The following is a 22,289-nucleotide window of genomic DNA, read 5'->3' as shown; positions in this document are numbered from 1 at the left end:
AATTATTATAATATAGGGCCCATCGTTTGTCTAATCTTTTTTCGACAATAAAACCTTGATGACAAAGCGCGGCAGAGCCAACATTCGAAGGGCTCGCTGTGGTTGCATCATCAGACGAAACAACCATTCTAAATTGGTTTTCTGCATCCAAAGTGGGGCGCGTTTCATCACGCCAGCCATAACATCAAAAGTTCCGCCAACCCCAATACCCACTTTCACTGTCAATTGATTACGAAGCTCATAAAGCCATTTTTCTTGTTTTGGTACACCGAGCGCGACAAATAACAAATCGGCCTTAGATTCATTAATGCTGGCAACTAACGTTGGCACTTCTTCCGCTTTAAAAAAGCCATCATGAACACCAACAAATTCAATCGAACCATATCTTTTTCTGGCAGCGGCCTGAGCTTTGACCGCAACGCCAGGTGCTCCACCTAAAAAATAAATACGATAGCCCTTTTCAGCGCTTAGTGCAAACAGCCTTTGGGCTAAATCAAACCCAGCGACACGTTCAGGCACAGGATGCCCCAGCTTTCCAGCCGCCCATACCACGCCAGCGCCATCAGGCACAACAAGCTGCGCTGCAGCTAAAATCGTAGCAAGCTCCTTATCCTCGTTTGCCATCATAACCATCTCAGCATTGGCTGTAGCAACTAACTGCATGTGGGCATATGAACTTTTTCCACTTATCATGGATTCCACTGTCATAACAGCCTGATCCATTGTCATTGAATCGACGCGAACGCCTAAAATATTTGCTTGTTTCTGCACCCTGTTTTTAACTCCTTCACCTTAGCCTCTTTATTATGAGGCTACAAACATTGTTATATCAATCATCTGTATAGAATTGTACCACATTCTCAAAATCCCGGCAATCGAGGCAATAAATTCCGCCAACTGGGAGTCTTAGGTTGAAGCGGAGCCTGAGGTGTTTCTCCTTGCGAATCAGGTAGCGTACCTAAATTGTTACTTTCTTGCAGCCAACCGGAAAATGCAGGTTCCGTTCCTTTAATAAAAGCAGTTTTCTCTACTTCAGGACAACCAAAGAAAGCCACTTTGCCTGTTGTTGCACAAATAGGGATATTCGTAATAATACCTTCAGGCACAGAAAATTGCGTTACAGTAATTCCTGCTTCCGCTTTAGTCATCATGGCTCCCCACAGCCCCGCCACTTGGCTGCCCGAAATTCCTACTGGTGTACGGTCATCATTGCCAACATAAATACCTGTTAATAAGTCCGGTGTATAACCAATAAACCAGGCTGCTTCATAATTGTCTGTTGTACCTGTTTTCCCTGCTGCCGGTCGACCAATGGCAGCTGCCGTACCTGTACCTGAACTGATTGTTCCTGCCATCATATTCGTCATAATGTAAGCCACTTGCGGCGTTAACATTTGTTGCTGCACAAATGTTGCCTGTTCCAACAGCTGATCATTTTCATCGAGTACCTTCAAAATAGCCACAGGTTTAGAAAGAACGCCAGCATTTGCAAAAGCCGTATAAGCTGCTGTAAGTTCCATTAAATTTACGCCCTGTGTCAACCCGCCGATGGCAGCTGCCAAATTATTATCCTGCGTTGTAAGCGTTGAAATTCCCAGTGCTTGAGCAAGTGCCAAGACATTTGTCATGCCCACTTGCTGCGCTAACTTGACTGCAGGCACATTAATAGAATCACGCAACGCCTTACTCAGCGTAACTGGACCATGATACTTCTTATCGGAATTTAGCGGGCTGTACCCGCCAATATTGATTTTTTCATCAATAATCACGGCATTCGCTGTCAACCCTTGGTTTAAGGCTGTTGCATATAAAAAAGGTTTAAAAGCAGAACCTGGCTGTCTTAGTTCAACTTGCACCCGATTTATTTGGCTTTCCTGATAATCACGACCTCCTACCATAGCACGAATAGAACCATTATGAGGGTCAAGGGCTAAAACGGCTCCTTGATATTTTCCAAGCGTAGCTTCTGCTGCCTGCTGAGTCTTAATATCAAGTGTTGTATAAACCTTCAGCCCGCCTCTGTATACTCGATTAGCGCCATAACGGCCCACAAGCTCATTGGCAACATAATCTAAAAAGTAAGAAGCTTGAACAGTCCGTTTTTTCTTACCAACCAATACAAGTGGTTCACCATTTGCAGCATCGGCCTGTGCTTGTGTAATATCGTTCATTTTTACCATACCACTTAACACTTCAGCACGCCTCGATAAAGCCGCGTTCATATCCACATAAGGTGAATAAATTCCCGGACCGCGTGGCAATCCGGCGATCAATGCACTTTCCCCCAAGGTCAATTCACTAGCATGCTTACCAAAATATACTTGTGAAGCAGATTCAACACCATAAGCACCTTCACCAAAATATACTTGATTCAAATAAGCCTGAAGAATTTCCTGTTTAGAAAATCTTCTTTCAATAAGTAATGCCAGTAACATTTCTTTTAATTTTCGTATAAAAGTCTTTTCCTGCGTCAAAAACATATTCTTAGCCAGTTGCTGCGTAAGCGTGCTTCCCCCCTCAGCGAAAGTCCCCATGCGCAGATCCACCCATAAAGCTCGAACAATGCCAATAGGATCGACACCAGCATGGCTATAAAACCTGATATCTTCATTATCAATAATAGCCTGTTGCACATAAAAAGACATGCTGCTAATGGGTACAACGACGCGATTTTCCTCAAACAACTTTGAAATAAGTGCACCATGAGCATCAAATACTTGTGTGGCTTTCATAAATTGTAAATTTTCCAAATTATCTGTTTGCGGCAAAGTGAAAAAAGCATAGGCAATACTCCCAAAAAAACAAATGAAAAGCACTAAAACAACTGATTGAACTAGAATATCTTTTTTTCGCTGAAAATTTTTTTGCATCTGCCTGTGCCTCCTTATTATTCGTAGTATAACCATAACAAAGCAATGCTTACGCAGGAAAAAAACGTTCTTTGCCGAAATAATTCTTGTCAACAAAATTGTTCAAAACTATGAGGTGCATAAATAATGATGCAACATTCAGCGTTTAAAGAATTATGTCGACTCACATTGTTCTTTTTTTTGTTGTTTTGCACGGCACCATTAGGAACATTCGCCTACTACTCTATTACAACAAATAATATCGAATCCACAACTGAAAAAAACGCTGAATCTCCCCCGAATTACGCACCTGCTTATTTGATTATGGACTATACAAATAACTGGCTTATGACAGACAAACCTGTTTATGATCCGTTGCTCGTTTCAGAACGGAAAAATCAGAAACTGCCAACCACTTTGCCACCACTGACTCCCTACTATGGCCAAAAAACAGTTTATCTCACCTTCGATGATGGACCTGACCCTGAAAACACGCCGATTGTACTGGCTCTTCTCAATGAATATCAAATTCATGCTACTTTTTTTCTTGTCGGTAGTCAAGCAGAAAAATATCCTGATTTAATCAAACAAATTTTCACGGCAGGACATGCCATAGGCAATCATAGCTACAATCATAACTATAAAGACCTCTATCGCTCACCTCAAACCTATTTAGCGCAACTACATCATACCGATGAAATTATCAAACAAGCCATTGGTGTACGTCCCCATATTTCTAGGGCCCCCGGAGGATCAGCAGGCACCTTTAACAAAGCTTATTGGAACAGTTTAGAACAAGAAGGTTACTGTGATGTTGGCTGGAACATTAGTTCAGGCGACGCCTCACGGGGCACGGCACCCCAGCTTGTAGCAAATATTGCCGAGCAAATACAAAACAAAGCCCTATGGAGTCATGCAACTGTGCTTATGCATGATGGCACAGGTCACGGTGAAACAGTGAAAGCTTTACGGCAAATTATTGAGTTATTTAAATCTCAGGGGTTTGAATTTCGAGTTGTCAATTTCAGTACTCCATCAGCCTGGTAAACTTAAAACAGCCTTTATAATGCCCCTCTTATGTTATAAAATGCAAAAAAAAGACTTCAGTTTCAAATAATTTTGAAACTGAAGTCTTTTTTATCATTACAATGACTTTGATTTAAATTTATTTTTACAAACTATAATTTGGGGATTCTTTCGTAATACTCACATCATGGGGATGACTTTCCTTCAGGCCTGCACCTGTAATACGAATAAACCGCGTATTCGTCTTCAGTTCTTCAATATTTTTCACGCCGCAATAACCCATACCTGAGCGAAGCCCACCAATCAGTTGAAAAACTGTATCGGAAATCGGCCCCTTATAAGGAACACGGCCTTCAATACCTTCAGGAACAAGTTTATCCATATTTTCCTGGAAGTAACGGTCTTTGCTTCCGTCAGCCATAGCTCCTAGTGATCCCATGCCACGATAGACCTTGTAACTCCGACCTTGATAAATAATCGTTTCACCAGGGCTTTCTTCCGTTCCAGCTAAAATATTACCAATCATGACAACACTGGCCCCAGCTGCAATTGCCTTTACCATGTCACCTGAATACTTAATCCCACCATCAGCGATGACAGGAATACCGTATTCACGTGCAGCTTTCGCACAATCATAGACAGCCGTGATCTGAGGTACACCAATGCCTGCAATAACCCGTGTCGTACAGATAGAACCCGGTCCAATACCCACTTTGACGGCATCAGCTCCCGATTCAATTAAAGCCCGTGTCGCATCGGCTGTAGCCACATTACCAGCAATAAGATCGACATCAGGGTATAAGGACTTGATTGTTTTTACAGCCTCAAGCACACCGCGCGAATGACCATGTGCTGTATCCACAACAAGCACATCAACCTTCGCTTTAACAACAGCCGCAACTCGCTCTAGCATATCAGAACCTACACCAATGGCTGCCGCAACAAGCAACCGTCCTTTGCCATCTTTTGCAGAATTTGGATATTTCTGAGCTTTTTCAATATCTTTAATTGTAATAAGACCTTTTAAATTTCCCTGTTCATCAACAAGCGGCAATTTCTCAATCCGATGTTTTCCTAAAATGTTCTTAGCTTCTTCAGGTGATGTCCCCACAGGTGCCGTAATAAGATGCTCCTGCGTCATACAGTCAGCAATTTTACGATTCATATCCTGTTCAAACCGTAAATCGCGATTCGTAAGAATACCAACCAATTTATCATGTACTGTAATCGGTACACCTGATATGTGATATTTTTCCATCAAATCCTGCGCATCTTGTAAAATGTTCTCAGGGGAAAGGAAAATAGGATCTACAATAATTCCATGTTCAGAGCGTTTCACTTTGTCAATTTCATTGGCCTGTCGATCAATCGACATGTTTTTGTGAATGACGCCAATACCACCCTCACGTGCCACCGCAATTGCCATGCGAGCTTCCGTTACGGTATCCATGCCCGAACTGATAATAGGAATATTTAGTTTAATATTTTTGGTCAGATATGTAGAAACCTCAACTTCCCTTGGTAGTACATCTGATTTCGCGGGAATGAGTAATACATCATCAAACGTTAACCCTTCTTTTGCAAACTTGTTATCCATTATTTGCTCCTTTCTCTAATCATGATTCATTATTTCAACTATAATAACACATTTAAACTCACCGAATCTAGCTCTTTTTATGTAATTAGCAAAAAAAATTCAAATTTCTACTATTTTTTTGCTTTATTTACACTGAATTAATTTCACTAGCAGGAAATTTTCGCATCCAGAAGAAATATACCCTTAAAGGTTCATTAAATTAACTTGGAACATTTTTGTAATTTATTAGAAAGAAGGAAACCAAATGGCTAACGATAAAAAAGGAATTTTACTTGAAACAGGTACAAATGAATTTGAAATTGTAGAATTTACCGTAGGCCCTACTCATTATGGAATTAACGTTGCCAAAGTCCGTGAAGTCATTAATAAACTTCCAGTAACTTTGATGCCGAATTCACATTCTTATGTTGATGGTGTCTTTACGCTCCGGGGACGTGTCATGCCACTTGTCAATTTGCCACGTGTCTTAGGAATTACCTCTGAAACAAAGAACTCCAAGGTCATTGTCAGTGAACTAAATAATTTTTTTGTCGGCTTTCTTGTTGATGAAGTATCACGTATTCATCGCATTTCATGGACAGAAATGGAAACCCCGCCAAGCATATCTGATTCGGACATGGTTGTTGGTATTATAAAAATGACAGATAAAATGGTTATTCTCTTGGATTTTGAAAAAATCATTTCAGCAATTAATCCAGAAATAAATCGAAAATTAACGAATATCCCACAAGTTACAAAATCTTTAGAACCGCGTCGTAAACAAAAGACCATTCTCGTTGCCGAAGATTCCGCTATGCTACGTGATCTGCTTGTAGATACCCTTCATACCGCGGGCTATACCAATATTATTGCCACAGTAAACGGTAAAGATGCTTGGGAACACTTGCAATCAATTGCCGCTTCCCATGAGGAAGAACCCATTGAAAAGAAAGTCCAACTTGTCATTACAGACATTGAGATGCCACAAATGGATGGTCATAACCTGACTAGTCGCATCAAAAAACATGATATACTAAAAAAATTGCCTGTCATTATCTTCTCCTCACTCATCAATGAAGAAATGCGTCGCAAAGGGGAAAGCATTGGAGCCACTGCTCAAGTGTCAAAACCAGAAATTGAACAGCTCATTGACTTGATTGACAAATACATACTTTAAAAAATGCTAGACTTAAAAAGCCTTGGAGAAATGACTCTCCAAGGCTTTTTGGCTTACTTATTAAGAACAAACACAGTTACATTTTTCATACCAAAATCATTGGCTTCATCTACGGATGACATGGCAATGTCAATACGATTTCCTTTAATCGCACCGCCTGTATCTTCAGCTTGAGCATATACACCATGCCCATCGGCGAATTGAATATAAACGCGCGATCCAAGTGGAATCACATTGGGATCGACAGCAACCACTCCGGGACGTACTTTTGTTCCCATATGAGTCAAATCTCCCCATTTGCCATTGTCATGCGCACCAGGCGCATAAGCCGTCGCAACAATATCCAATTGATTTTGGGCATCTTGCGGCGGTGCATCAGCATGAACTAACTGAGACACGTTGACAACATTCAGCATAAAAACAGTCAATAGCAATATAAAAAATTTTTGCAACTTTTTCATGATTCATTCCCCTTTCCTAGTGCCGACGAAGTTAGCTGACGGGTTCGGGACAAAGGGTTATCCCTACTGCAAAACAGATTCACCCCAAATTTGGTTCCTCCGCACTTATCAATAAGTTTTGGCACATGTAATATCATAACGTATGTGCTGCTAATAAGCAAACGTTCTATAAGGCCGTAAAGTTAACATAATATAATATATGTTAACTTTACGGCCTTATACGCGTTTATATTCAATGATAATATATTATATAATAATTATTATCACTATATATCATAAAAACAGACCGTTCACACGGTCTGTTCGTCACCAACCTAGTCCTTAGCTATCATAACGAAGTTTACCTGCATTAGCTAAATGTTCTTTTGGCATTTCACGCAAAATAATATTTACAGCTTCAGCAGGACAATTGGTAGTTTCAACAATTGCTTCTGTTACCTTCTTGACAAGAGCTCTTTTTTGCTCGATAGTACGGCCTTCAAGAAAATCAATTTGGACAAATGGCATCATAAAACCTCCCTAATATTTATAAAGCTGTTATTCTGCGTAAATTCATGTATATCCTGCTCAAATCACTTTAACATGATCCATAGCTGTCTTTTATTTGCATAGTAACACTCTTGATTCTTCGTACATAAATTATAGGGAGTTGAATAATGATTTTTAACGAAATAAGGAGGTTGTATTTCATGGGAGTTTTTGCAGAAATACGCAACGAAAGGCTCATCAGAGAGCTTCAACGCGAGCTAAATACAGATGTCGTGTTGTTTGGCATTGATGGTTTTGCCTTTTTTGGCAATTTGCAGGCAATTGAAGATTGCCGCATCGCCGTACTTGCTCCAGCCATAAATTCTAATACAGATTTTGTCCAAATTCTCGGCCCCAGTGAAATCGTTCTTGAACAATCCTTTAGCCGTGTCGACCTTTGGACTATTGTTGGCAAAGCAACTGCAATATCAACAGATCCCTTTCACGAAGATAGCCCAACCACAACAACGTCCTGCACAGGCAGCATGGATCGTGCAGAAACATTAAACAGACAAGAAAGCCATTTGTTAATCAGGCAGTTATGCTGCAGCATTGGTGACGAAGTAGCCATCACAACGTTAGGCGGTTTCTGGTTTGAAGGTATTCTTAGCACAGTTGAAGATGAACTGGCAATCCTAACAGCAGAAACGATTGTTATTCCTGGTAAAAGTACAGATCTGACTGGTATTCGTTCTGTCGTAGTAAACCTTGAAGCCATCACTTCCATTTCTGGTAGCTAAATATCGGTAACGAAAACTAAACTACACATATGGCAAATTGAGCTTGTAAAAGACCCGGTAAAATACGGGTCTTTTTTTATAAGATTTGAAAAGGAGATTCAAGCATGCTCATTGCTACAAAATACTATGGCATCGTAGGATCTGGAGTTACTTCACCCCATTTATTTCGCGCCAATAACAAAAAATTTTATGTCGTAAAACTACAAAATAATCCCCTCGGACCCAAAGTATTAGTCAATGAATTGTTGGCAACTAAGTTTGGTAAACTCATGGACCTATGCTTTCCATCGGGAGACATTATCAAAGTTACTGAAGAAACCTTGCAGCAAAATCCGCGACTCAGAACATCAGGGGCACAGGCTGGACTTCATTTTGCCTCCCAATTTATTCATCACACAGAATATATGGAGAAGCAACACTTGGTCAAGGCAATAAATAAAACACAACTTGCTGGCGTCATTCTATTTGATCACCTGTTTCATAATGCCGATCGAACAAGTAACTATAAAAACCTCTTAATAAAACAACAAGAATCAGGATATAAAATATACGCCATTGATAACTCGCACTTATTTATTTATGGCAATTGGACGGAACAACTTCTTCAACGTTTGAGTATGAAAATAAAAATTTACTATCATTATTCCTATGGATGGTTACTCAGATACTATCTTACCTTTCAGGATTTTTCCCCCTATCTTAAAATTGTATCAAAGATTAGCAATGCTCAAATCGAACAACTTGTACAGGAAATTCCTCATGAATGGCTACCAGATGAACAAGAAAAACAGGCGCTAATTGATTATATAAAACTCCGACGCAATACACTGGAAGAACTTTGGAAAAAGTTAGGCAAACATATTCCGCTAGATCATCGTTAGTTTAGAATTAAGAGTAACCTAGAATATCGAATCAATAAAATAATATTAAAAAAAATATGTATAAAACTTATTGAAACAAGGAATTACTAGTAGTGTAAATTTTCTCCTCTCCCATATTGGCGGCGCAAGCCGCCCCTTTTTTATGATATTTAATTATGAAGGATAACAAAATCCGGGCCAAAACGTTCTAACAGTGTTTTTTGCAGTTCATGACTGACTGCTTGACTATGAATCAACTGCTGCGCAGCAGAACGAGCCTGAAGAAGGATGGCTACATCTGTTACGATATTGGCAATTTTTAAGTCAGGCAAGCCATGTTGCCTCGTTCCAAAAAACTGTCCTGGTCCTCGCAGTAACAAGTCCTTTTCAGCAATCACAAAGCCATCATTTGATTCAGTCATGACCTTCAGCCGCTCCAAGGTCTCGGACTGTTTATTATGAGCAATTAAAACACAATATGACTGATGACTGCCCCGGCCGATTCTTCCCCGCAATTGGTGAAGCTGAGACAGTCCAAACCGCTCAGCCCCCTCAATCACCATCATGGTAGCATTCGGAACATTAACACCTACTTCAATAACAGTTGTTGCCACAAGCAAAGAAAGCTCATTTTCATAAAAAGCCTTCATGATGGCATCCTTTTCAGTCGCCTTCAATTTGCCATGAATCAAACCACAAGCAATTTCCTTTAGATATCCTGCCTGAAGCTCCTCAAAAAGCTGCACAGCAGCTTGTGTATCAATTTTATCAGACTCCTCTACAAGTGGACACACAACATAAGCCTGACGCCCCGCTTCTATCTGGGTTCTAACAAATTGGTAAATAGCAGCGCGTTTTTCAGGACCACGCAAAAAAGTACGAATGGCCTTTCGCCCGGGCGGCAAATGTGTAATAAGAGACACATCCAAATCGCCATATACAGTCAAGGCAAGTGTCCGCGGAATCGGCGTAGCTGTCATAAACAGTACATCAGGCTCCTGACCTTTTTCCTGCAACCTGGCCCGTTGATTGACCCCAAATCGATGCTGCTCGTCTGTTACCACCAAGCCAAGGTGCTCAAATTCAACAGCTTCCTGAATTAAGGCATGCGTCCCAATGAGGATATCAATCAAACCCGTTCTCAGCAAATGGCAAATTTCTGCTTTTTGTTTTTTCGTTTTACTGCCTGTAAGAAGACCCAATTTAATACCAAGCGGAGCAAATAGTTGTGCTAGCGTATGATAATGTTGCTCAGCCAAAATTTCCGTAGGCGCCATAAAAGCTCCCTGATAGCCATTTTCAACAGTCTTAATAAGCGCCAAAGCAGCAATGATCGTTTTACCTGATCCGACATCCCCTTGCAGCAGACGTTGCATTGGTTGACTATCTTCCATATCCGCTTTAATATCCTTTAAAGCCGCCTGTTGCCCCGCCGTTAATGTAAAAGGCAGCTCCACTAAGACTTGTCGGCTCATGTCACCGTCTACGCCATGCTTGACTCCTGAAAAAGGACGCTGCTTTTCTGATTTTATCTGTAAAAGTGCTACTTGAAGCAAAAAAAGCTCTTCAAATTTTAATCGTTCGATTGCCTGTTCTAACAGTTGCTGCGTAGCTGGATAATGAATATGATAGAAGGCTTCTGATCGTCCCATAAGCTTATTTTTGTCTACAATTTCTTCAGGTAATATTTCATCGATGATAATATTTAAAGCAAAAACTTGCTTCATTAACTGTCGCAACATATTTTGTGACACATTCTCACCTAAATGGTACACAGGCAAAATGCGTCCTTCAAATACATCGCCCTCATGAATTACTTCGACTTCGGCATTCGTTATTTTAAGATTGTACTGACGTTCTACCTTGCCATAAACAACGACAGTCAAACCTATTTTAAATTTTTTTCGTAAAAAATTTTGATTAAACCAAACGAGTTCCACTGCTCCCGTATCATCCCCAACAAGCACATTAAGAATAGACAGACCACGACGGACTTGTTTAACTGTAACAGCTAAGACCTGGGCTTGAAACGTCTCACACTCTCCAACTACTAATTGTCTAATGGACTTTAACATGCTGCGATCTTCATAGCGAGCCGGAAAAAATTCCAGCAATTGTCCCACAGTCCCAAGTCCTAACTTTAATAATTGAGCAGCTTTAGAAGGGCCTACACCTTTCAAATACTGGATCGGACTATTCCAATCGAGCACACAAATCACCTCAAAAAATTCTTGGCCAAAATTTATTTTTTTTGCAGCCTCTCACAAGCATTTAATTCTTTTAACAGATCATCAATATTAATTTGATGTGTTTTTGCTCCGCGTTCAATCACTTCCAGATTAGCCCCCATACAAGTGCTACAGTTCATTCCATGTCGTTTAAAAACAGCTTGGGACTCGGGATAGCGGCGAAGAATATCAACAATGGGTGTATCACGTTTAATCATGATTTTCACCTCTTTACTGTAATAATTAAATATTTTCCCCTTTAAACGGCAAAAATCCTGCTAAGTGCTTGCGCGTTGATACCATTCTATGCTAAAATACTTATGTTTAGTAAAGGGATGTCTCGTCCTTTTAGAGGAGGTGGAATAAATGGCAAACTTATGTGAAATTTGTGGTAAAGGTGAACGTAGTGGTAATAACGTCAGCCATTCCCACTTAAAAACAAAACGTACATGGAAGCCGAATATTCAAAGAGTAAAAGGCGTTATGAACGGAGAAATTCAGAAAATCAATGTTTGTACTCGTTGTCTTCGTTCTGGTAAAGTTCAGCGAGCAATCTAAAGTAAAAATACTAGGACATCAAGCCCTTTATTTTTATGGCTATTTTAATAGTAAAAGCCTCCTCACATTGAGGGGGCTTTTACTATTAAATTTAGACGAGTCTGGCAGCACTAATCCCCAACCAAGTAGCCAAAAATCCCAGGATGAGGTTTAAGCCAATATTATAGACAGACACCATCAGATCTGCATCTTCCAACAATCGAAACGTTTCATAACTAAATGATGAAAACGTCGTAAGTCCGCCGACAAACCCCACAGTAACAAGTAATCGCCAATAAGGACTGACAATCAAACGTTCCGTTGTCACAGTCATAAATGCACCAATAATAAAACAGCCTATAACATTTACAATCAGCGTTCCGTAGGGAAATCCAGCTCCAAATCGCTCAGCAGCCCAATTCGAAACAAGATATCGTGTGATTGCACCAACACTTCCTCCAATTGCTACTAACACTATTTTCAACATATTTTAGCACCTCATTTTGAGCAAATAAAATCACTCCCGCACAGGCGGCTCCGTTCCATATTTAATGACTTCAACGTCGTCAATTGTTACCAAACCTTTTTCTAACATTTCATCTAGATAAGGTAAAAGCTTGGCAATATACTCCTCGCTATCAATAATTTCAACAAGTATCGGCAAGTCACTTGATAAGTCCACAATACTCGCTGTATGAATTCGTTTATCCGCGCCATATCCCATGAGACCGCGCAAAACAGTGGCTCCTGCCAAATCCAATTCCTTCGCTTTTGCCACAATGGCATGAAACAAAGACTGACGCTTCCAGCGGTCGCCCTCCCCAATATAAATACGCAATCTTTTAGCTTGACTCGAAATTTTAGGCATGCGCCTTTTCCTCCTTTAAAAATTCAATCTATTTATTTTATCATCTTTATATGATTTTCAATATAAAAAATAGACTCCTACCAATACAAAACGTATGGTAGGAGTTATTACTATTTTGCTTCTTCTACTGCTACCGCTACGGCAACGCTGGCGCCAACCATGGGATTATTCCCCATTCCTATCAATCCCATCATTTCTACATGGGCAGGAACAGAAGAAGAACCAGCAAACTGAGCATCAGAGTGCATTCGCCCTAGTGTGTCTGTCATGCCATAAGATGCCGGACCTGCTGCCATATTATCTGGATGCAGCGTTCTTCCTGTACCTCCGCCGGAAGCCACGGAGAAATACTTTTTACCTTGCTCTATACACTCTTTTTTGTAGGTCCCTGCTACTGGATGCTGAAAACGCGTTGGATTGGTTGAATTACCAGTAATCGATACATCTACCCCTTCTTTAAACATAATCGCAACGCCTTCCATCACGTCGTCTGCACCATAACACCGGACACTAGAACGTTCACTTGAAGAATATTTTAGTTCTTTTACAATTTGCAGTGTTCCTGTATAATGATCAAAATTTGTCTGTACATAAGTAAATCCGTTAACACGAGAAATAATTTGCGCTGCATCTTTTCCCAATCCATTGAGTATGACACGCAATGGATTTTTCCTAACCTTATTGGCAGACCTTACAATACCAATCGCACCTTCTGCCGCAGCAAACGATTCATGTCCGGCTAAAAAAGCAAAGCATTTTGTTTCTTCTTCTAATAGCATCGCAGCCAAATTCCCATGACCTAATCCTACCTTCCGACTATCTGCAACAGAACCAGGAATGCAAAATGCCTGCAAACCTTCACCTAATGTTTGTGCAACTTCGGCAGCCTTTGTATTGCCTTTTTTGATAGCAATCGCTGCCCCAAGAGTATAGGCCCAACATGCATTATCAAAACAAATCGGCTGAATTCCTTTTACGATACTCTGAACATCAATCCCCTTGTTATCACAGAGTTTTTTGGCCTGTTCCAGTGATTCTATCTTATACTCTTTCAGTGTTTTGTTAATACTGTCGATACGTCGTTCGTAGCCTTCAAACATAACCATGATTGTTCCTCCTCTATGTATTTATTCGTGTCTGGGATCAATAACCTTCATTGCTTCATCAAAACGTCCATATTGGCCTGTTGCCTTCTGCAGCGCCTCGTTAGCATCCAGGCCTTTCGTAACCATTTCCATCATTTTCCCAAGATGCACGAATTGATAGCCAATAATTTCGCTATTTTCATCCAGCCCGATCCGAGTCACATACCCTTCCGCCAAATCCAAATATCTTGGCCCTTTATCTAATGTACCATACATGGTCCCAACCTGACTTCTTAATCCTTTGCCCAAATCTTCCAGGCCGGCTCCGATAGGTAGTCCATCCTCAGAGAAAGCCGTCTGGCTTCTACCATATACAATTTGAAGAAACAGTTCACGCATGGCGGTGTTAATTGCATCACAAACCAAATCAGTATTTAATGCTTCTAAAATGGTTTTACCGGGAAGAATTTCAGAAGCCATTGCTGCGGAATGAGTCATCCCTGAACAACCAATGGTTTCAATTAATGCTTCTTGAATGATTCCGTCTTTTACATTGAGAGTTAACTTACAGGCCCCTTGCTGAGGCGCACACCAACCCACACCATGAGTTAAACCACTTATCTCTTTTATCTCTTTTACCTTTGTCCATTTGCCCTCCTGCGGAATGGGAGCGGCCCCGTGATTTGGACCTTTAGCCACGATACACATGTCTTTGACTTCAGTTGAATAGTTCATCTTTTCTCTCCTCTCTGCTAACAAACAAATGCCTCAACTTCCCAAAAGTATCAAGTCAAGTAAAATAAACAAACTCCTACCAACAAAGTGGTAGGAGTCATTACCGTTTGCACGGAGTCTAAGGCGAACTCCATCGCCATTATGTCAGATACATCCTTATTATACCAGTGACTTTTTACAACCGTCAATACAAATAATTGGATAATGTACTTAATCATCGCGGCGATATTCTCTCTCAGACATCGAGCATCCTTAATGACTCAAATTAGGCTGCCATCCTTGACATCACTGAAACTCTGATTTTATTAAAAAACATTGGTTAATAGCAGGAATGTGTTTTGAAAAGTAGAATACTGTAAATACTAATTAATTAGTTTTAACAACATACACGATGTATGTTACGTAACCTGAAGGTTATGATAAATTATAGTTGATATCAATTTAATATTTGTGAGGACTGATGCCATGAAGGTTGTTTCCTATGATGGGAAAACTTTGCATGGCTTTTTCATTACCTATTCACCTAGCAATGTAACAAAATGATGAAAAAATGTAAGATGAATGAATCACTTTGCACTTGATTTTAATTTAAGGAGGTTTTAATAATGCACATTCCTGACGGATATTTAAGCCCATCTACTTGTGCAACTTTAGGAATAGTTATGCTGCCAGTATGGTACCACGCTTCGAACAAATTGAAAAAGACTTTGTATGTGTCCCGGATTCCTCTTTTAGCAATGGGCGCAGTTTTTTCATTCTTAATCATGATGTTTAATGTACCCATTCCCGACGGGACTACCGCACATGCCATCGGGGCTACTTTAATCGCAATTATTTTAGGCCCGTGGTCGGCGGTGATTACAATGAGTGTAGCCTTGGTTATTCAGGCCATCGTTTTCGGCGATGGTGGAATATTAGCGATTGGAGCCAATACTTTTAATATGGCGTTTGTTGCACCATTTGTCGGATACTATGTGTATCGATTTATTAGCAAAAATGCGCTGCCGGGATCGAAGCGACAAATCATGGCGGGTGCCGTTGCTGCGTACATTGCTATCAATATTGCAGCATTGGCAGCTTCTATCGAGTTTGGTATTCAACCTCTTTTATTTACAGAACCAGACGGCACACCATTATATTGTCCTTACGGTCTGAGTGTAGCTGTACCGGCGATGCTCTTAGCTCATCTTACAGTAGCAGGGTTTGTTGAAGGAATTGTGACTGCAGCAGCTTTAAAATTTATTGCCATTCAATCTTTGGATGCCATGATTTCTCAGCCTAAAATTGGCAAGGAGGCATAACCTTATGTACAAACATTATTGGCTAGGTCTAGTAGTTTTAGCCCTCATTTCACCGCTGGGACTGTTAGCTGATGGCACGGCCTGGGGCGAGTGGGACGGTGATAAATTAAAAGAAACGTTAGGCTTTGTTCCGCAAGGCATGGAGCAGATGGGGGATTTATGGCAAGCTCTGTTTCCCGATTACAGCATGAAGTTTTTGGGGGACAGTACATTTAGTCAATATGTCGGATATATATTTTCCGCTATTATTGGCGCAGTGATTATTTATGCGGTTATATTGCTTATTGGCAAACTACTACTACAGCAAAAACACAATTCTATTTGTCAAAATAAACAATCCTGAAAATCAGGGTAAACGACGTAGCAAGAATACTCTCAATCATAGAATAATAAGCTATGATTGAGAGTATTAGTATGTCAAGGCAAATTGAGGTTAATAAGTTCCTATAACACTAGAAGCAGAACTTATTAACCTCAAAATATCTTTTATATTTTGTTATAATTTCTCTGTCCTTAATGCATCATATGATGAGATGCACGTGGAACTTCATTTTGCAATGCATTCCATGATTCGTTTGCTCTATCAACGAAAAGTTTACGGACGGCTTCATTTTCTCCCAATCCATGGATATACGTTGACACATGGAATCCTGCTTTTTCCAATACTGATTTATGAGATTCCGGCGTATTACCCGCCATATCATTATTAGCATGATCACCAGCAACCATCATCATTGGAATCAAGGTAACATTTTTTATGCCCTTTTCTTTCAGTTGAGAAATAGCCGTTTCTAAACTCGGCCATCCTTCGACAGTATAGATGAAAATATTTTTCATGCCAAGCTCATTCAAGCGTGCCTGCATAACAGAATAATAGGCATTAGAAGGATGCGGTGTACCATGATCCATCAACAAAATCGCATCGTTTTCCCCAACTTTAGGGAATTCTGTACTCATCGCTTTTAATGCTTCACTAACATCATCACGCTGTTTTTCCTGACCCATCCAGTACATCAGAGAAGTTCCCAGTGTCATTTTTTTAAACTGGTCTTTATATAAATCAAAAATAGCACTATCATAGGCATATTCCATACCCGGAATAACATCGAGCGAGGTTAATGCCACACGGGTATATCCGTCTGCCTTAAGCTGCGCTAAAGCATCTTCCGGCGTTGGAATTGTGATCCCTTCGTTTTTCTGAATACGGTCAACAATAATATGAGAAGTAAACGCCAGTACAACCTTCGTATCTGGATGCGCCGCCTGAATATCTGCTACGGTTTGTTCAATCGTTGCTTTGCGCGAATCAGCATAAGTTGTCCCAAAACTCATTACAACAATAGCATCCTTATTCGGTAAATCTTTCATGTCCGGATTTTCTGCAACACGTACACCAATTTCTGCGGCCTTTTTTAATGCCGGAGTTGCATTCTTAACTTCGGGATTTAATTGATAGCTCGCGTAAGTCGTTGTTACTCCTACCCCAATGAATGCGGCACAGGCCATAGAAGCAACAATCATTTTTTTCCAATTCGGGTTCATTTTTATCTCCTCCTAATATAAATTAAAAAATGTATTCGCAATTCGCAAAAACAGCGCCAAACTTACAGTTAAAATTATGGCATTCTTACGAATTTTTAAAAAAGAAGGTCCCCCCGGACAAGAAGGGACCCGTTGCGGTTACCAAGCGCAACTTGGGAAGTAAAGATATGTCTAATGACTCCTTGCCAAAAGGCAAGGAAAAGGTTTGACAATAAGAAAAACCTTCTTGAACGATTCAAGAAGGTTTAGACGACAAGAAAAATTCACAAAATAAAAATTTCTAGCCTAATCCCCTCCCCATCGCTCGTGGGTGTATTCGGTGATTGTTAAATAGGCAGTTCTCCTGACTTTGGATCATTGCTCGCCCAAACCTTCCCAAGACAAAATGTCTCAGTGGTAAACCTTGGGTTTACTTCCCATTACAGTGGCGGGACCGCGCCGGTATTACACCGGACTTCCCTATTAAGCCTCTAAGGGCACCTATTTCGATCATATGAAGTTTTGTGAATGTCAAATACTACATATTTAATATAGCATGTCCTCGCTAACAAGTCAAATAATTTGGAATAATTTCTTCATAAATTTGGGGTAAAGGGCTAAACTCATTATGTTTAGCTCGCTAATTTTTTAAGGATATCTTGTAATGCTGCCGTTAAACCCGCTGATAACTCCGACACGACCATTGTTTCGATATCCGTTAACAGCATCACCTCAATGGGATCCCGAATTTTGGTTACAAAAAAGCTGGACGAGGTTTTTTCTTCTGACTCCAGATGAGCAATAATCTGGTTTACTGCTGCCGGCGCAGCAGCTTTGACAATCGTATCTATTTGCGCAAGCAGCAGAGCTACTACGGAATTAATCGTAACATTTACCGCCAATACGATAGTTGCTGTCGTTGTTTTCGCATCGCTAATGGTAATATTCGCCGTCTGACTCGCATATCCCGTGAGGGACACCGTAACAGCATAATCACCGGCAGGTAATCCTGTGACCTCCACCTGACCATCCATATCCGTAATGGATGTGTTTGTGATTGAGTCGATTTTAAAACTCACTGTTGCTCCGTTAAGAGCCAGGCCATTGCTATCTGTTACATGAACAGAAATTGTTCCTGTTGCATCCTCTGACATAACGATTCACTCCTCACGGTTTTTTTACCCTTGACTCGTCCAGCAGTCGGTTATTTAATCAGCCATTCTTCCACTAACCTTCCACCTAACCGCATCATCTCAACATATAGATCCTTCGGCGTTATCGCGGCGGGATTATCTATGCCGAACACCTCGAGTCCCTGGCAGCGCAGATAAATGGTCCCCACTTCGCTGCAATCATCCTGACAGCAACTGATAAAAGGCAGTTTTATGCCGAATCGATCCCGCAGCAGTCCGGAAAAACAAGCTAAGTAGCTGTAGCTGCGTCCTTCTAATATTTCAGCCGCAAGAACGCCATGCGTAGGCTCGGGCACTTCGATTTCCCAAACTTGCCGACGGCGGTGAGCGTATTTAGGCAGCGGCGTTTTGCGAACCCCCAGCGCCGTCGCTTCCAGTAGACAACTGTCCAACACCACAGCGACATGAGTCGGCTCATCCTCGCCCCCCTCACCCGTCTGAATGATTTTACCGAGAATATCATTGGAACCCGTTGGCCAGAGAAACATGATTTTGGCGGTACCGCTCATTTACGCCTTCTCCATAAAGACGACTTTTTGGTTTTGTGACACAAACTTTTATCATGAACCAAGTACATTGGCCGACCATTTAAATAAAGATTATGCACCAGATGAAAAGTTACTCCTTCGGACAAATCATAGTTATCCGCCAGCTTAGACCTCATTAAGGTACCTTCTTTCATAACCGTTCCCTCCCTTATGATCGCAAAGCCTGTACTTTCTGCTTGATTTCATCCATTTTGGCATAAAGCCTATCGCCTGGACAGTCCGTCGCATCCGTAGAATCGTGAACAATATCGGCAACATCACGATGTCCAATCATATTTACTGGATTGAGGCTGTAAATATCACACAAATCAGCCAGCAAGTTCTCTAAGGAATTCATTTGGGCAGCCGTCGGCTCAGCCGCCATAAAATTACCGGCCAGCACCACGCCCACCGAGCAAGCATTCACCCCCTGAGCATGGGCACCGACGGTATCCCGAGGCCGTCCGCGTTCGATATCCCCATGATAGCGAATGACATAATGGTAGCCGCAGCCCGCCCAGCCAAAAGCCTGATGCTCCTGATGGATGTCAGCCGCGCTGATATCTCCGGCTGAAGCCGCATGATGGACGACAAAATAATTTGTACTTGACCGGGGATCCAACGGATGGGTAAAGGACAAATTCGTTTCAATGACAGTGACTTTCCCCATGGAAAACGACCTCCTTGTCTGCGATTTATTTAGAAAAAAAAGCGGTTCCCACCCTTTTACAGACCGAATTGATCGGTGCCAATCCATTCCATGCTCAGCAGCGACCAAAAATCAGTGGCCAATTTATTCAGAACATAATCATAGGGCAGCCAGCCGTAACCCTGATCGCCCCAGGTTGTTCCCCAGCAATTACGGATTAAGAGCGCGCCAGTGGTTTCCTGATTGCTTTGGGTATTCTCGATTTTCAGCGCGTCGTCATAGCCGAACGCCGCCACGGCATGGCCCCACTCGGACTGTTCCTCTGGTCCGGGATAAGGAATGCCGCCGGGTACGTCGGAGTGGTCAAACGAAGCGAAACCGTAAAAACCGAACATAGCGGGAACACCGGCGGCTAAATATTTCTTGACGCTGGCCAGCACAGCGGCGGGTGACAGCTTGAGCGCCAGGGCATCATGACGAAAATACTGCAGGGCCTCATAATTTTCGGCTACTGCATAAACAAAGGAAGTCGGCTCCTTGTCGAAATCCGGGTCCTGATCCGTATAGGGCCAGTACTTTTCCGGCGGCACGCCGCACAGCGCCAAGGCCGCCATGGTATCGCGGATATAAGCCCCTTGGTCACCGATCACGCCTTGCAAATTGCGGGCATTTTTATAAATATACAAACGAGAAGCAGTTAAATCTCGGGAAAACGATCGGTTTTCAAAATATTCGACCATGCCTGCCGCCGCATGAGCGGTGCAGGCTCCCAATTTTCCCTGATTCTCGACTGGCGAGCACCACTGTCTGAGATCGACGCGTTCCGGCAGCGCCTCCGACACGACGAGTCCCAGTTGTTTTACCGCCTCGGCCACCTTCGGATGCCCTTCATGATAATCGCGCAAATCCGGCAGTGGCGGCCGCCAGCCGGTCCTCACTAGAGTATTGTCGGACAGTACTACTTGTGACTTCATGGGAATCCCTCCTATCCAGATATTGATAAAAAAATGCCTGGACAAGATCGTCCAGGCATTTGATTGTACCGAAATTGCAACGGATGCTTAGCATTATTTCTCTTTGGCAGCCGCTGTCTGGTCCAGAACTTCCTTGAGCTTGTCCGGCGGCAGCAGGCGGATGGCCCGTTTGCTGCGCGAAGCAGATACCGCAGCCGGAACGCCGCCTTTGAGCAGCGTCGTAGTCTGTTCAATCACTACGGACGCCGTATTCAGGTAGGTGTTGATCGTAGAAGTTCCCAGTGTACTAGCGCTCCCCTTCTCCGTAATCACAGAGGCAGAAATCGCCGAAGATGTATTGATCATGTTTGCATAATTGCCGCTGACGAACCAAAGATGCGTGCCGTCCGGGGCAAGCAGCCAAGTAGCAGCAAACGGAGATACCGTCGTTATGTAACTAGAATAATCACTGGTCGAACCGAAACTGCCGCTCTGCAGATCGCTGGTCAGCGTCCGGATGATTCGATAGGTATAGGAACTATAGCTGCTATTATAGTTGGCCAGCAGTACATAGGCATAACTCGTAGTACCCACGGTAACGAAAGCCACGTCGACAAAATCGCCGAACGTCGACGGTGAAGTCATCCCGGTGAGCGTCGCCGTTACCGCCGGAGTGGACTGATTTAATTTGACGACCTGCAACTTGGAGCTAGCGCCGTTGCCGCCGGCTTGCTGCGCCGCGCCGCTGCTGCTTACATAAGCATACAGATTCGTATGATCCACCGTGACGGACAGGGCGTTCGGATTAATCGCAACCGTCGCCGTCGCCGTACCGCTTGTCGGATCAATGATTACGAGCAGCGAACGAGTATAAGTATAACTGTACGTGGTTGAATCGTAGATGGACTGACCATAAAGAGCCGTTAAATACGTAGTTCCTCTAAATACATAGTAATCCAAACCATTGCCGTGGACGGTATAGGTCTTGGTGTCGCCCGGGGTCGGGCTAGAGCTCTGCGTATACAAAGTAGTTGCAGGATAGCTGCTGCTGGAAAGATCAACCGCCGTAATTTTCCCGGAATCATAATCAGAGACATACAACTTCGTGCCGATCACGACCAAACCGTAGGGATTGCTGAAGCCCCAGTCGGTCGAGCTTTTCTCAACAACCAGCGTCCAGCCGCTGCTGCTATCGCTCGGCGTATAGATACCGAACATCGCCGTACCCACGCTCCCTGTGGTATAACGGTAGCTGGCAATTAGCGCATAGTCGGCGCCGTTATATTTAAAATGATTCACAATCGGATCGCCGGACAAATTCGTCGACGTATTGCCTTCTTTCGTCACTACGCCGGTATAAATCGTTCCCGACGAATCGACGGTACTGACAACTCCCTGACTGTAACCGCTGTTGACTACTCCGCAAGCTAATGTTGAATTGGACATAATACAAAACCTCTTTTCGTTAATTTTTT

25 protein-coding genes and 3 riboswitches are annotated in these 22,289 nt (G+C 42.2%); of the genes, 7 read left to right on the top strand and 18 right to left on the bottom strand.

What is annotated here, in order from left to right; genetic code table 11:
* Nucleotides 1–30 precede the first annotated feature (30 nt).
* Together Ga0466249_RS07000 and Ga0466249_RS06995 are read right to left on the bottom strand one after the other, a co-directional pair.
* The gene (locus Ga0466249_RS07000) at nt 31–771 is read right to left on the bottom strand and encodes a WecB/TagA/CpsF family glycosyltransferase (protein ID WP_312889726.1); all 741 of its coding nucleotides are present in this window, start codon (nt 769–771) and stop codon (nt 31–33) included.
* Nucleotides 772–860: 89 nt separating this feature from the next.
* A complete protein-coding gene (locus tag Ga0466249_RS06995; RefSeq protein ID WP_215828723.1) occupies nt 861–2,870 on the bottom strand; it encodes a transglycosylase domain-containing protein in 2,010 nt (669 codons plus the stop codon).
* A gap of 126 nt (nt 2,871–2,996) precedes the next feature.
* Between Ga0466249_RS06995 and Ga0466249_RS06990 the strand changes: the two genes are divergently transcribed.
* Nucleotides 2,997–3,896: a polysaccharide deacetylase family protein gene (locus tag Ga0466249_RS06990; protein WP_215828722.1), complete on the top strand. Its 900-nt coding sequence runs from the start codon at nt 2,997–2,999 to the stop codon at nt 3,894–3,896.
* A gap of 124 nt (nt 3,897–4,020) precedes the next feature.
* Here the strand turns inward: Ga0466249_RS06990 and guaB are convergent, their stop codons facing one another.
* On the bottom strand, nt 4,021–5,472 hold the full coding sequence (gene guaB / locus Ga0466249_RS06985; protein ID WP_246588530.1) for an IMP dehydrogenase: 1,452 nt from the start codon (nt 5,470–5,472) through the stop codon (nt 4,021–4,023).
* 244 nt (nt 5,473–5,716) lie between these two features.
* Between guaB and Ga0466249_RS06980 the strand changes: the two genes are divergently transcribed.
* Entirely contained in the window at nt 5,717–6,628 is a 912-nt protein-coding gene (locus tag Ga0466249_RS06980) for a chemotaxis protein CheV (RefSeq protein ID WP_215828721.1), read from the top strand.
* Between the two features lie 53 nt (nt 6,629–6,681).
* On the opposite strand, the gene Ga0466249_RS27110 is transcribed toward Ga0466249_RS06980, so the two are convergent.
* Nucleotides 6,682–7,089 (bottom strand): 3D domain-containing protein, encoded by a 408-nt coding sequence (locus Ga0466249_RS27110; protein WP_215828720.1) that lies wholly within the window; start codon nt 7,087–7,089, stop codon nt 6,682–6,684.
* 4 nt (nt 7,090–7,093) lie between these two features.
* Nucleotides 7,094–7,223, bottom strand: a riboswitch (cyclic di-AMP (ydaO/yuaA leader).
* A gap of 187 nt (nt 7,224–7,410) precedes the next feature.
* Nucleotides 7,411–7,599, bottom strand: a complete 189-nt coding sequence (gene thmT, locus Ga0466249_RS06970) for a 2-hydroxymuconate tautomerase (RefSeq protein ID WP_376769292.1) — start codon at nt 7,597–7,599, stop codon at nt 7,411–7,413.
* Between the two features lie 179 nt (nt 7,600–7,778).
* On the opposite strand from thmT, the gene Ga0466249_RS06965 reads away from it, so the two are divergent.
* Entirely contained in the window at nt 7,779–8,357 is a 579-nt protein-coding gene (locus Ga0466249_RS06965) for a hypothetical protein (protein WP_215828719.1), read from the top strand.
* Between the two features lie 104 nt (nt 8,358–8,461).
* Nucleotides 8,462–9,238: a HipA family kinase gene (locus Ga0466249_RS06960; RefSeq protein WP_215828718.1), complete on the top strand. Its 777-nt coding sequence runs from the start codon at nt 8,462–8,464 to the stop codon at nt 9,236–9,238.
* A gap of 149 nt (nt 9,239–9,387) precedes the next feature.
* Here Ga0466249_RS06960 and recG read toward each other — a convergent pair whose 3' ends face one another.
* Together recG and Ga0466249_RS06950 are read right to left on the bottom strand one after the other, a co-directional pair.
* Nucleotides 9,388–11,427, bottom strand: a complete 2,040-nt coding sequence (gene recG, locus Ga0466249_RS06955) for an ATP-dependent DNA helicase RecG (protein WP_215828717.1) — start codon at nt 11,425–11,427, stop codon at nt 9,388–9,390.
* A gap of 32 nt (nt 11,428–11,459) precedes the next feature.
* Entirely contained in the window at nt 11,460–11,663 is a 204-nt protein-coding gene (locus tag Ga0466249_RS06950) for a DUF1858 domain-containing protein (protein ID WP_215828716.1), read from the bottom strand.
* A 148-nt stretch (nt 11,664–11,811) separates the two neighbouring features.
* Here Ga0466249_RS06950 and rpmB point away from each other — a divergent pair, with 148 nt between their 5' ends.
* Nucleotides 11,812–12,003 (top strand): 50S ribosomal protein L28, encoded by a 192-nt coding sequence (gene rpmB, locus Ga0466249_RS06945; RefSeq protein WP_215828715.1) that lies wholly within the window; start codon nt 11,812–11,814, stop codon nt 12,001–12,003.
* 91 nt (nt 12,004–12,094) lie between these two features.
* Here the strand turns inward: rpmB and crcB are convergent, their stop codons facing one another.
* The 4 genes from crcB to Ga0466249_RS06925 form a co-directional block, all read right to left on the bottom strand.
* Nucleotides 12,095–12,469, bottom strand: coding sequence for a fluoride efflux transporter CrcB (gene crcB / locus Ga0466249_RS06940; RefSeq protein WP_215828714.1), 375 nt, complete (start codon nt 12,467–12,469; stop codon nt 12,095–12,097).
* Nucleotides 12,470–12,499: 30 nt separating this feature from the next.
* The gene (locus Ga0466249_RS06935; protein ID WP_215828713.1) at nt 12,500–12,850 is read right to left on the bottom strand and encodes a DUF190 domain-containing protein; all 351 of its coding nucleotides are present in this window, start codon (nt 12,848–12,850) and stop codon (nt 12,500–12,502) included.
* Between the two features lie 110 nt (nt 12,851–12,960).
* Nucleotides 12,961–13,956, bottom strand: a complete 996-nt coding sequence (locus tag Ga0466249_RS06930; protein WP_215828712.1) for a GGGtGRT protein — start codon at nt 13,954–13,956, stop codon at nt 12,961–12,963.
* 21 nt (nt 13,957–13,977) lie between these two features.
* Nucleotides 13,978–14,670: an iron-sulfur cluster assembly scaffold protein gene (locus Ga0466249_RS06925; protein ID WP_215828711.1), complete on the bottom strand. Its 693-nt coding sequence runs from the start codon at nt 14,668–14,670 to the stop codon at nt 13,978–13,980.
* Between the two features lie 84 nt (nt 14,671–14,754).
* Nucleotides 14,755–14,817, bottom strand: a riboswitch (Fluoride riboswitch).
* Nucleotides 14,818–15,275: 458 nt separating this feature from the next.
* On the opposite strand from Ga0466249_RS06925, the gene cbiM reads away from it, so the two are divergent.
* Nucleotides 15,276–15,971 (top strand): cobalt transporter CbiM, encoded by a 696-nt coding sequence (gene cbiM / locus Ga0466249_RS06920; protein WP_215828710.1) that lies wholly within the window; start codon nt 15,276–15,278, stop codon nt 15,969–15,971.
* A 4-nt stretch (nt 15,972–15,975) separates the two neighbouring features.
* Nucleotides 15,976–16,314 carry a PDGLE domain-containing protein gene (locus Ga0466249_RS06915; protein ID WP_215828709.1) on the top strand — a complete coding sequence of 113 codons (339 nt, stop codon included), beginning with the start codon at nt 15,976–15,978 and terminating at the stop codon, nt 16,312–16,314.
* 170 nt (nt 16,315–16,484) lie between these two features.
* Here Ga0466249_RS06915 and Ga0466249_RS06910 read toward each other — a convergent pair whose 3' ends face one another.
* The 7 genes from Ga0466249_RS06910 to Ga0466249_RS06880 all read right to left on the bottom strand — a co-directional run bounded on the left by Ga0466249_RS06910 (nt 16,485) and on the right by Ga0466249_RS06880 (nt 22,260).
* Nucleotides 16,485–17,513: a sirohydrochlorin cobaltochelatase gene (locus tag Ga0466249_RS06910; protein WP_215828708.1), complete on the bottom strand. Its 1,029-nt coding sequence runs from the start codon at nt 17,511–17,513 to the stop codon at nt 16,485–16,487.
* A gap of 316 nt (nt 17,514–17,829) precedes the next feature.
* Nucleotides 17,830–18,012, bottom strand: a riboswitch (cobalamin riboswitch).
* 112 nt (nt 18,013–18,124) lie between these two features.
* Nucleotides 18,125–18,646, bottom strand: coding sequence for a carboxypeptidase-like regulatory domain-containing protein (locus tag Ga0466249_RS06905; protein WP_215828707.1), 522 nt, complete (start codon nt 18,644–18,646; stop codon nt 18,125–18,127).
* A gap of 50 nt (nt 18,647–18,696) precedes the next feature.
* The gene (locus Ga0466249_RS06900) at nt 18,697–19,173 is read right to left on the bottom strand and encodes a hypothetical protein (protein ID WP_215828706.1); all 477 of its coding nucleotides are present in this window, start codon (nt 19,171–19,173) and stop codon (nt 18,697–18,699) included.
* 17 nt (nt 19,174–19,190) lie between these two features.
* On the bottom strand, nt 19,191–19,367 hold the full coding sequence (locus Ga0466249_RS06895) for a hypothetical protein (protein ID WP_215828705.1): 177 nt from the start codon (nt 19,365–19,367) through the stop codon (nt 19,191–19,193).
* A gap of 14 nt (nt 19,368–19,381) precedes the next feature.
* The gene (locus Ga0466249_RS06890) at nt 19,382–19,882 is read right to left on the bottom strand and encodes an N-acetylmuramoyl-L-alanine amidase (RefSeq protein WP_215828704.1); all 501 of its coding nucleotides are present in this window, start codon (nt 19,880–19,882) and stop codon (nt 19,382–19,384) included.
* Nucleotides 19,883–19,938: 56 nt separating this feature from the next.
* Nucleotides 19,939–20,835 (bottom strand): C1 family peptidase, encoded by an 897-nt coding sequence (locus tag Ga0466249_RS06885; RefSeq protein WP_215828703.1) that lies wholly within the window; start codon nt 20,833–20,835, stop codon nt 19,939–19,941.
* Between the two features lie 93 nt (nt 20,836–20,928).
* Entirely contained in the window at nt 20,929–22,260 is a 1,332-nt protein-coding gene (locus Ga0466249_RS06880; RefSeq protein ID WP_215828702.1) for a hypothetical protein, read from the bottom strand.
* Nucleotides 22,261–22,289: the final 29 nt, after the last annotated feature.

Origin of the sequence: Pelorhabdus rhamnosifermentans (assembly GCF_018835585.1) — a bacterium.
GTDB lineage: Bacteria > Bacillota > Negativicutes > UMGS1260 > UMGS1260 > Pelorhabdus > Pelorhabdus rhamnosifermentans.
Note: the sequence above shows the minus strand (reverse complement) of the source record. Positions and strands in the feature narration are given on the sequence as shown.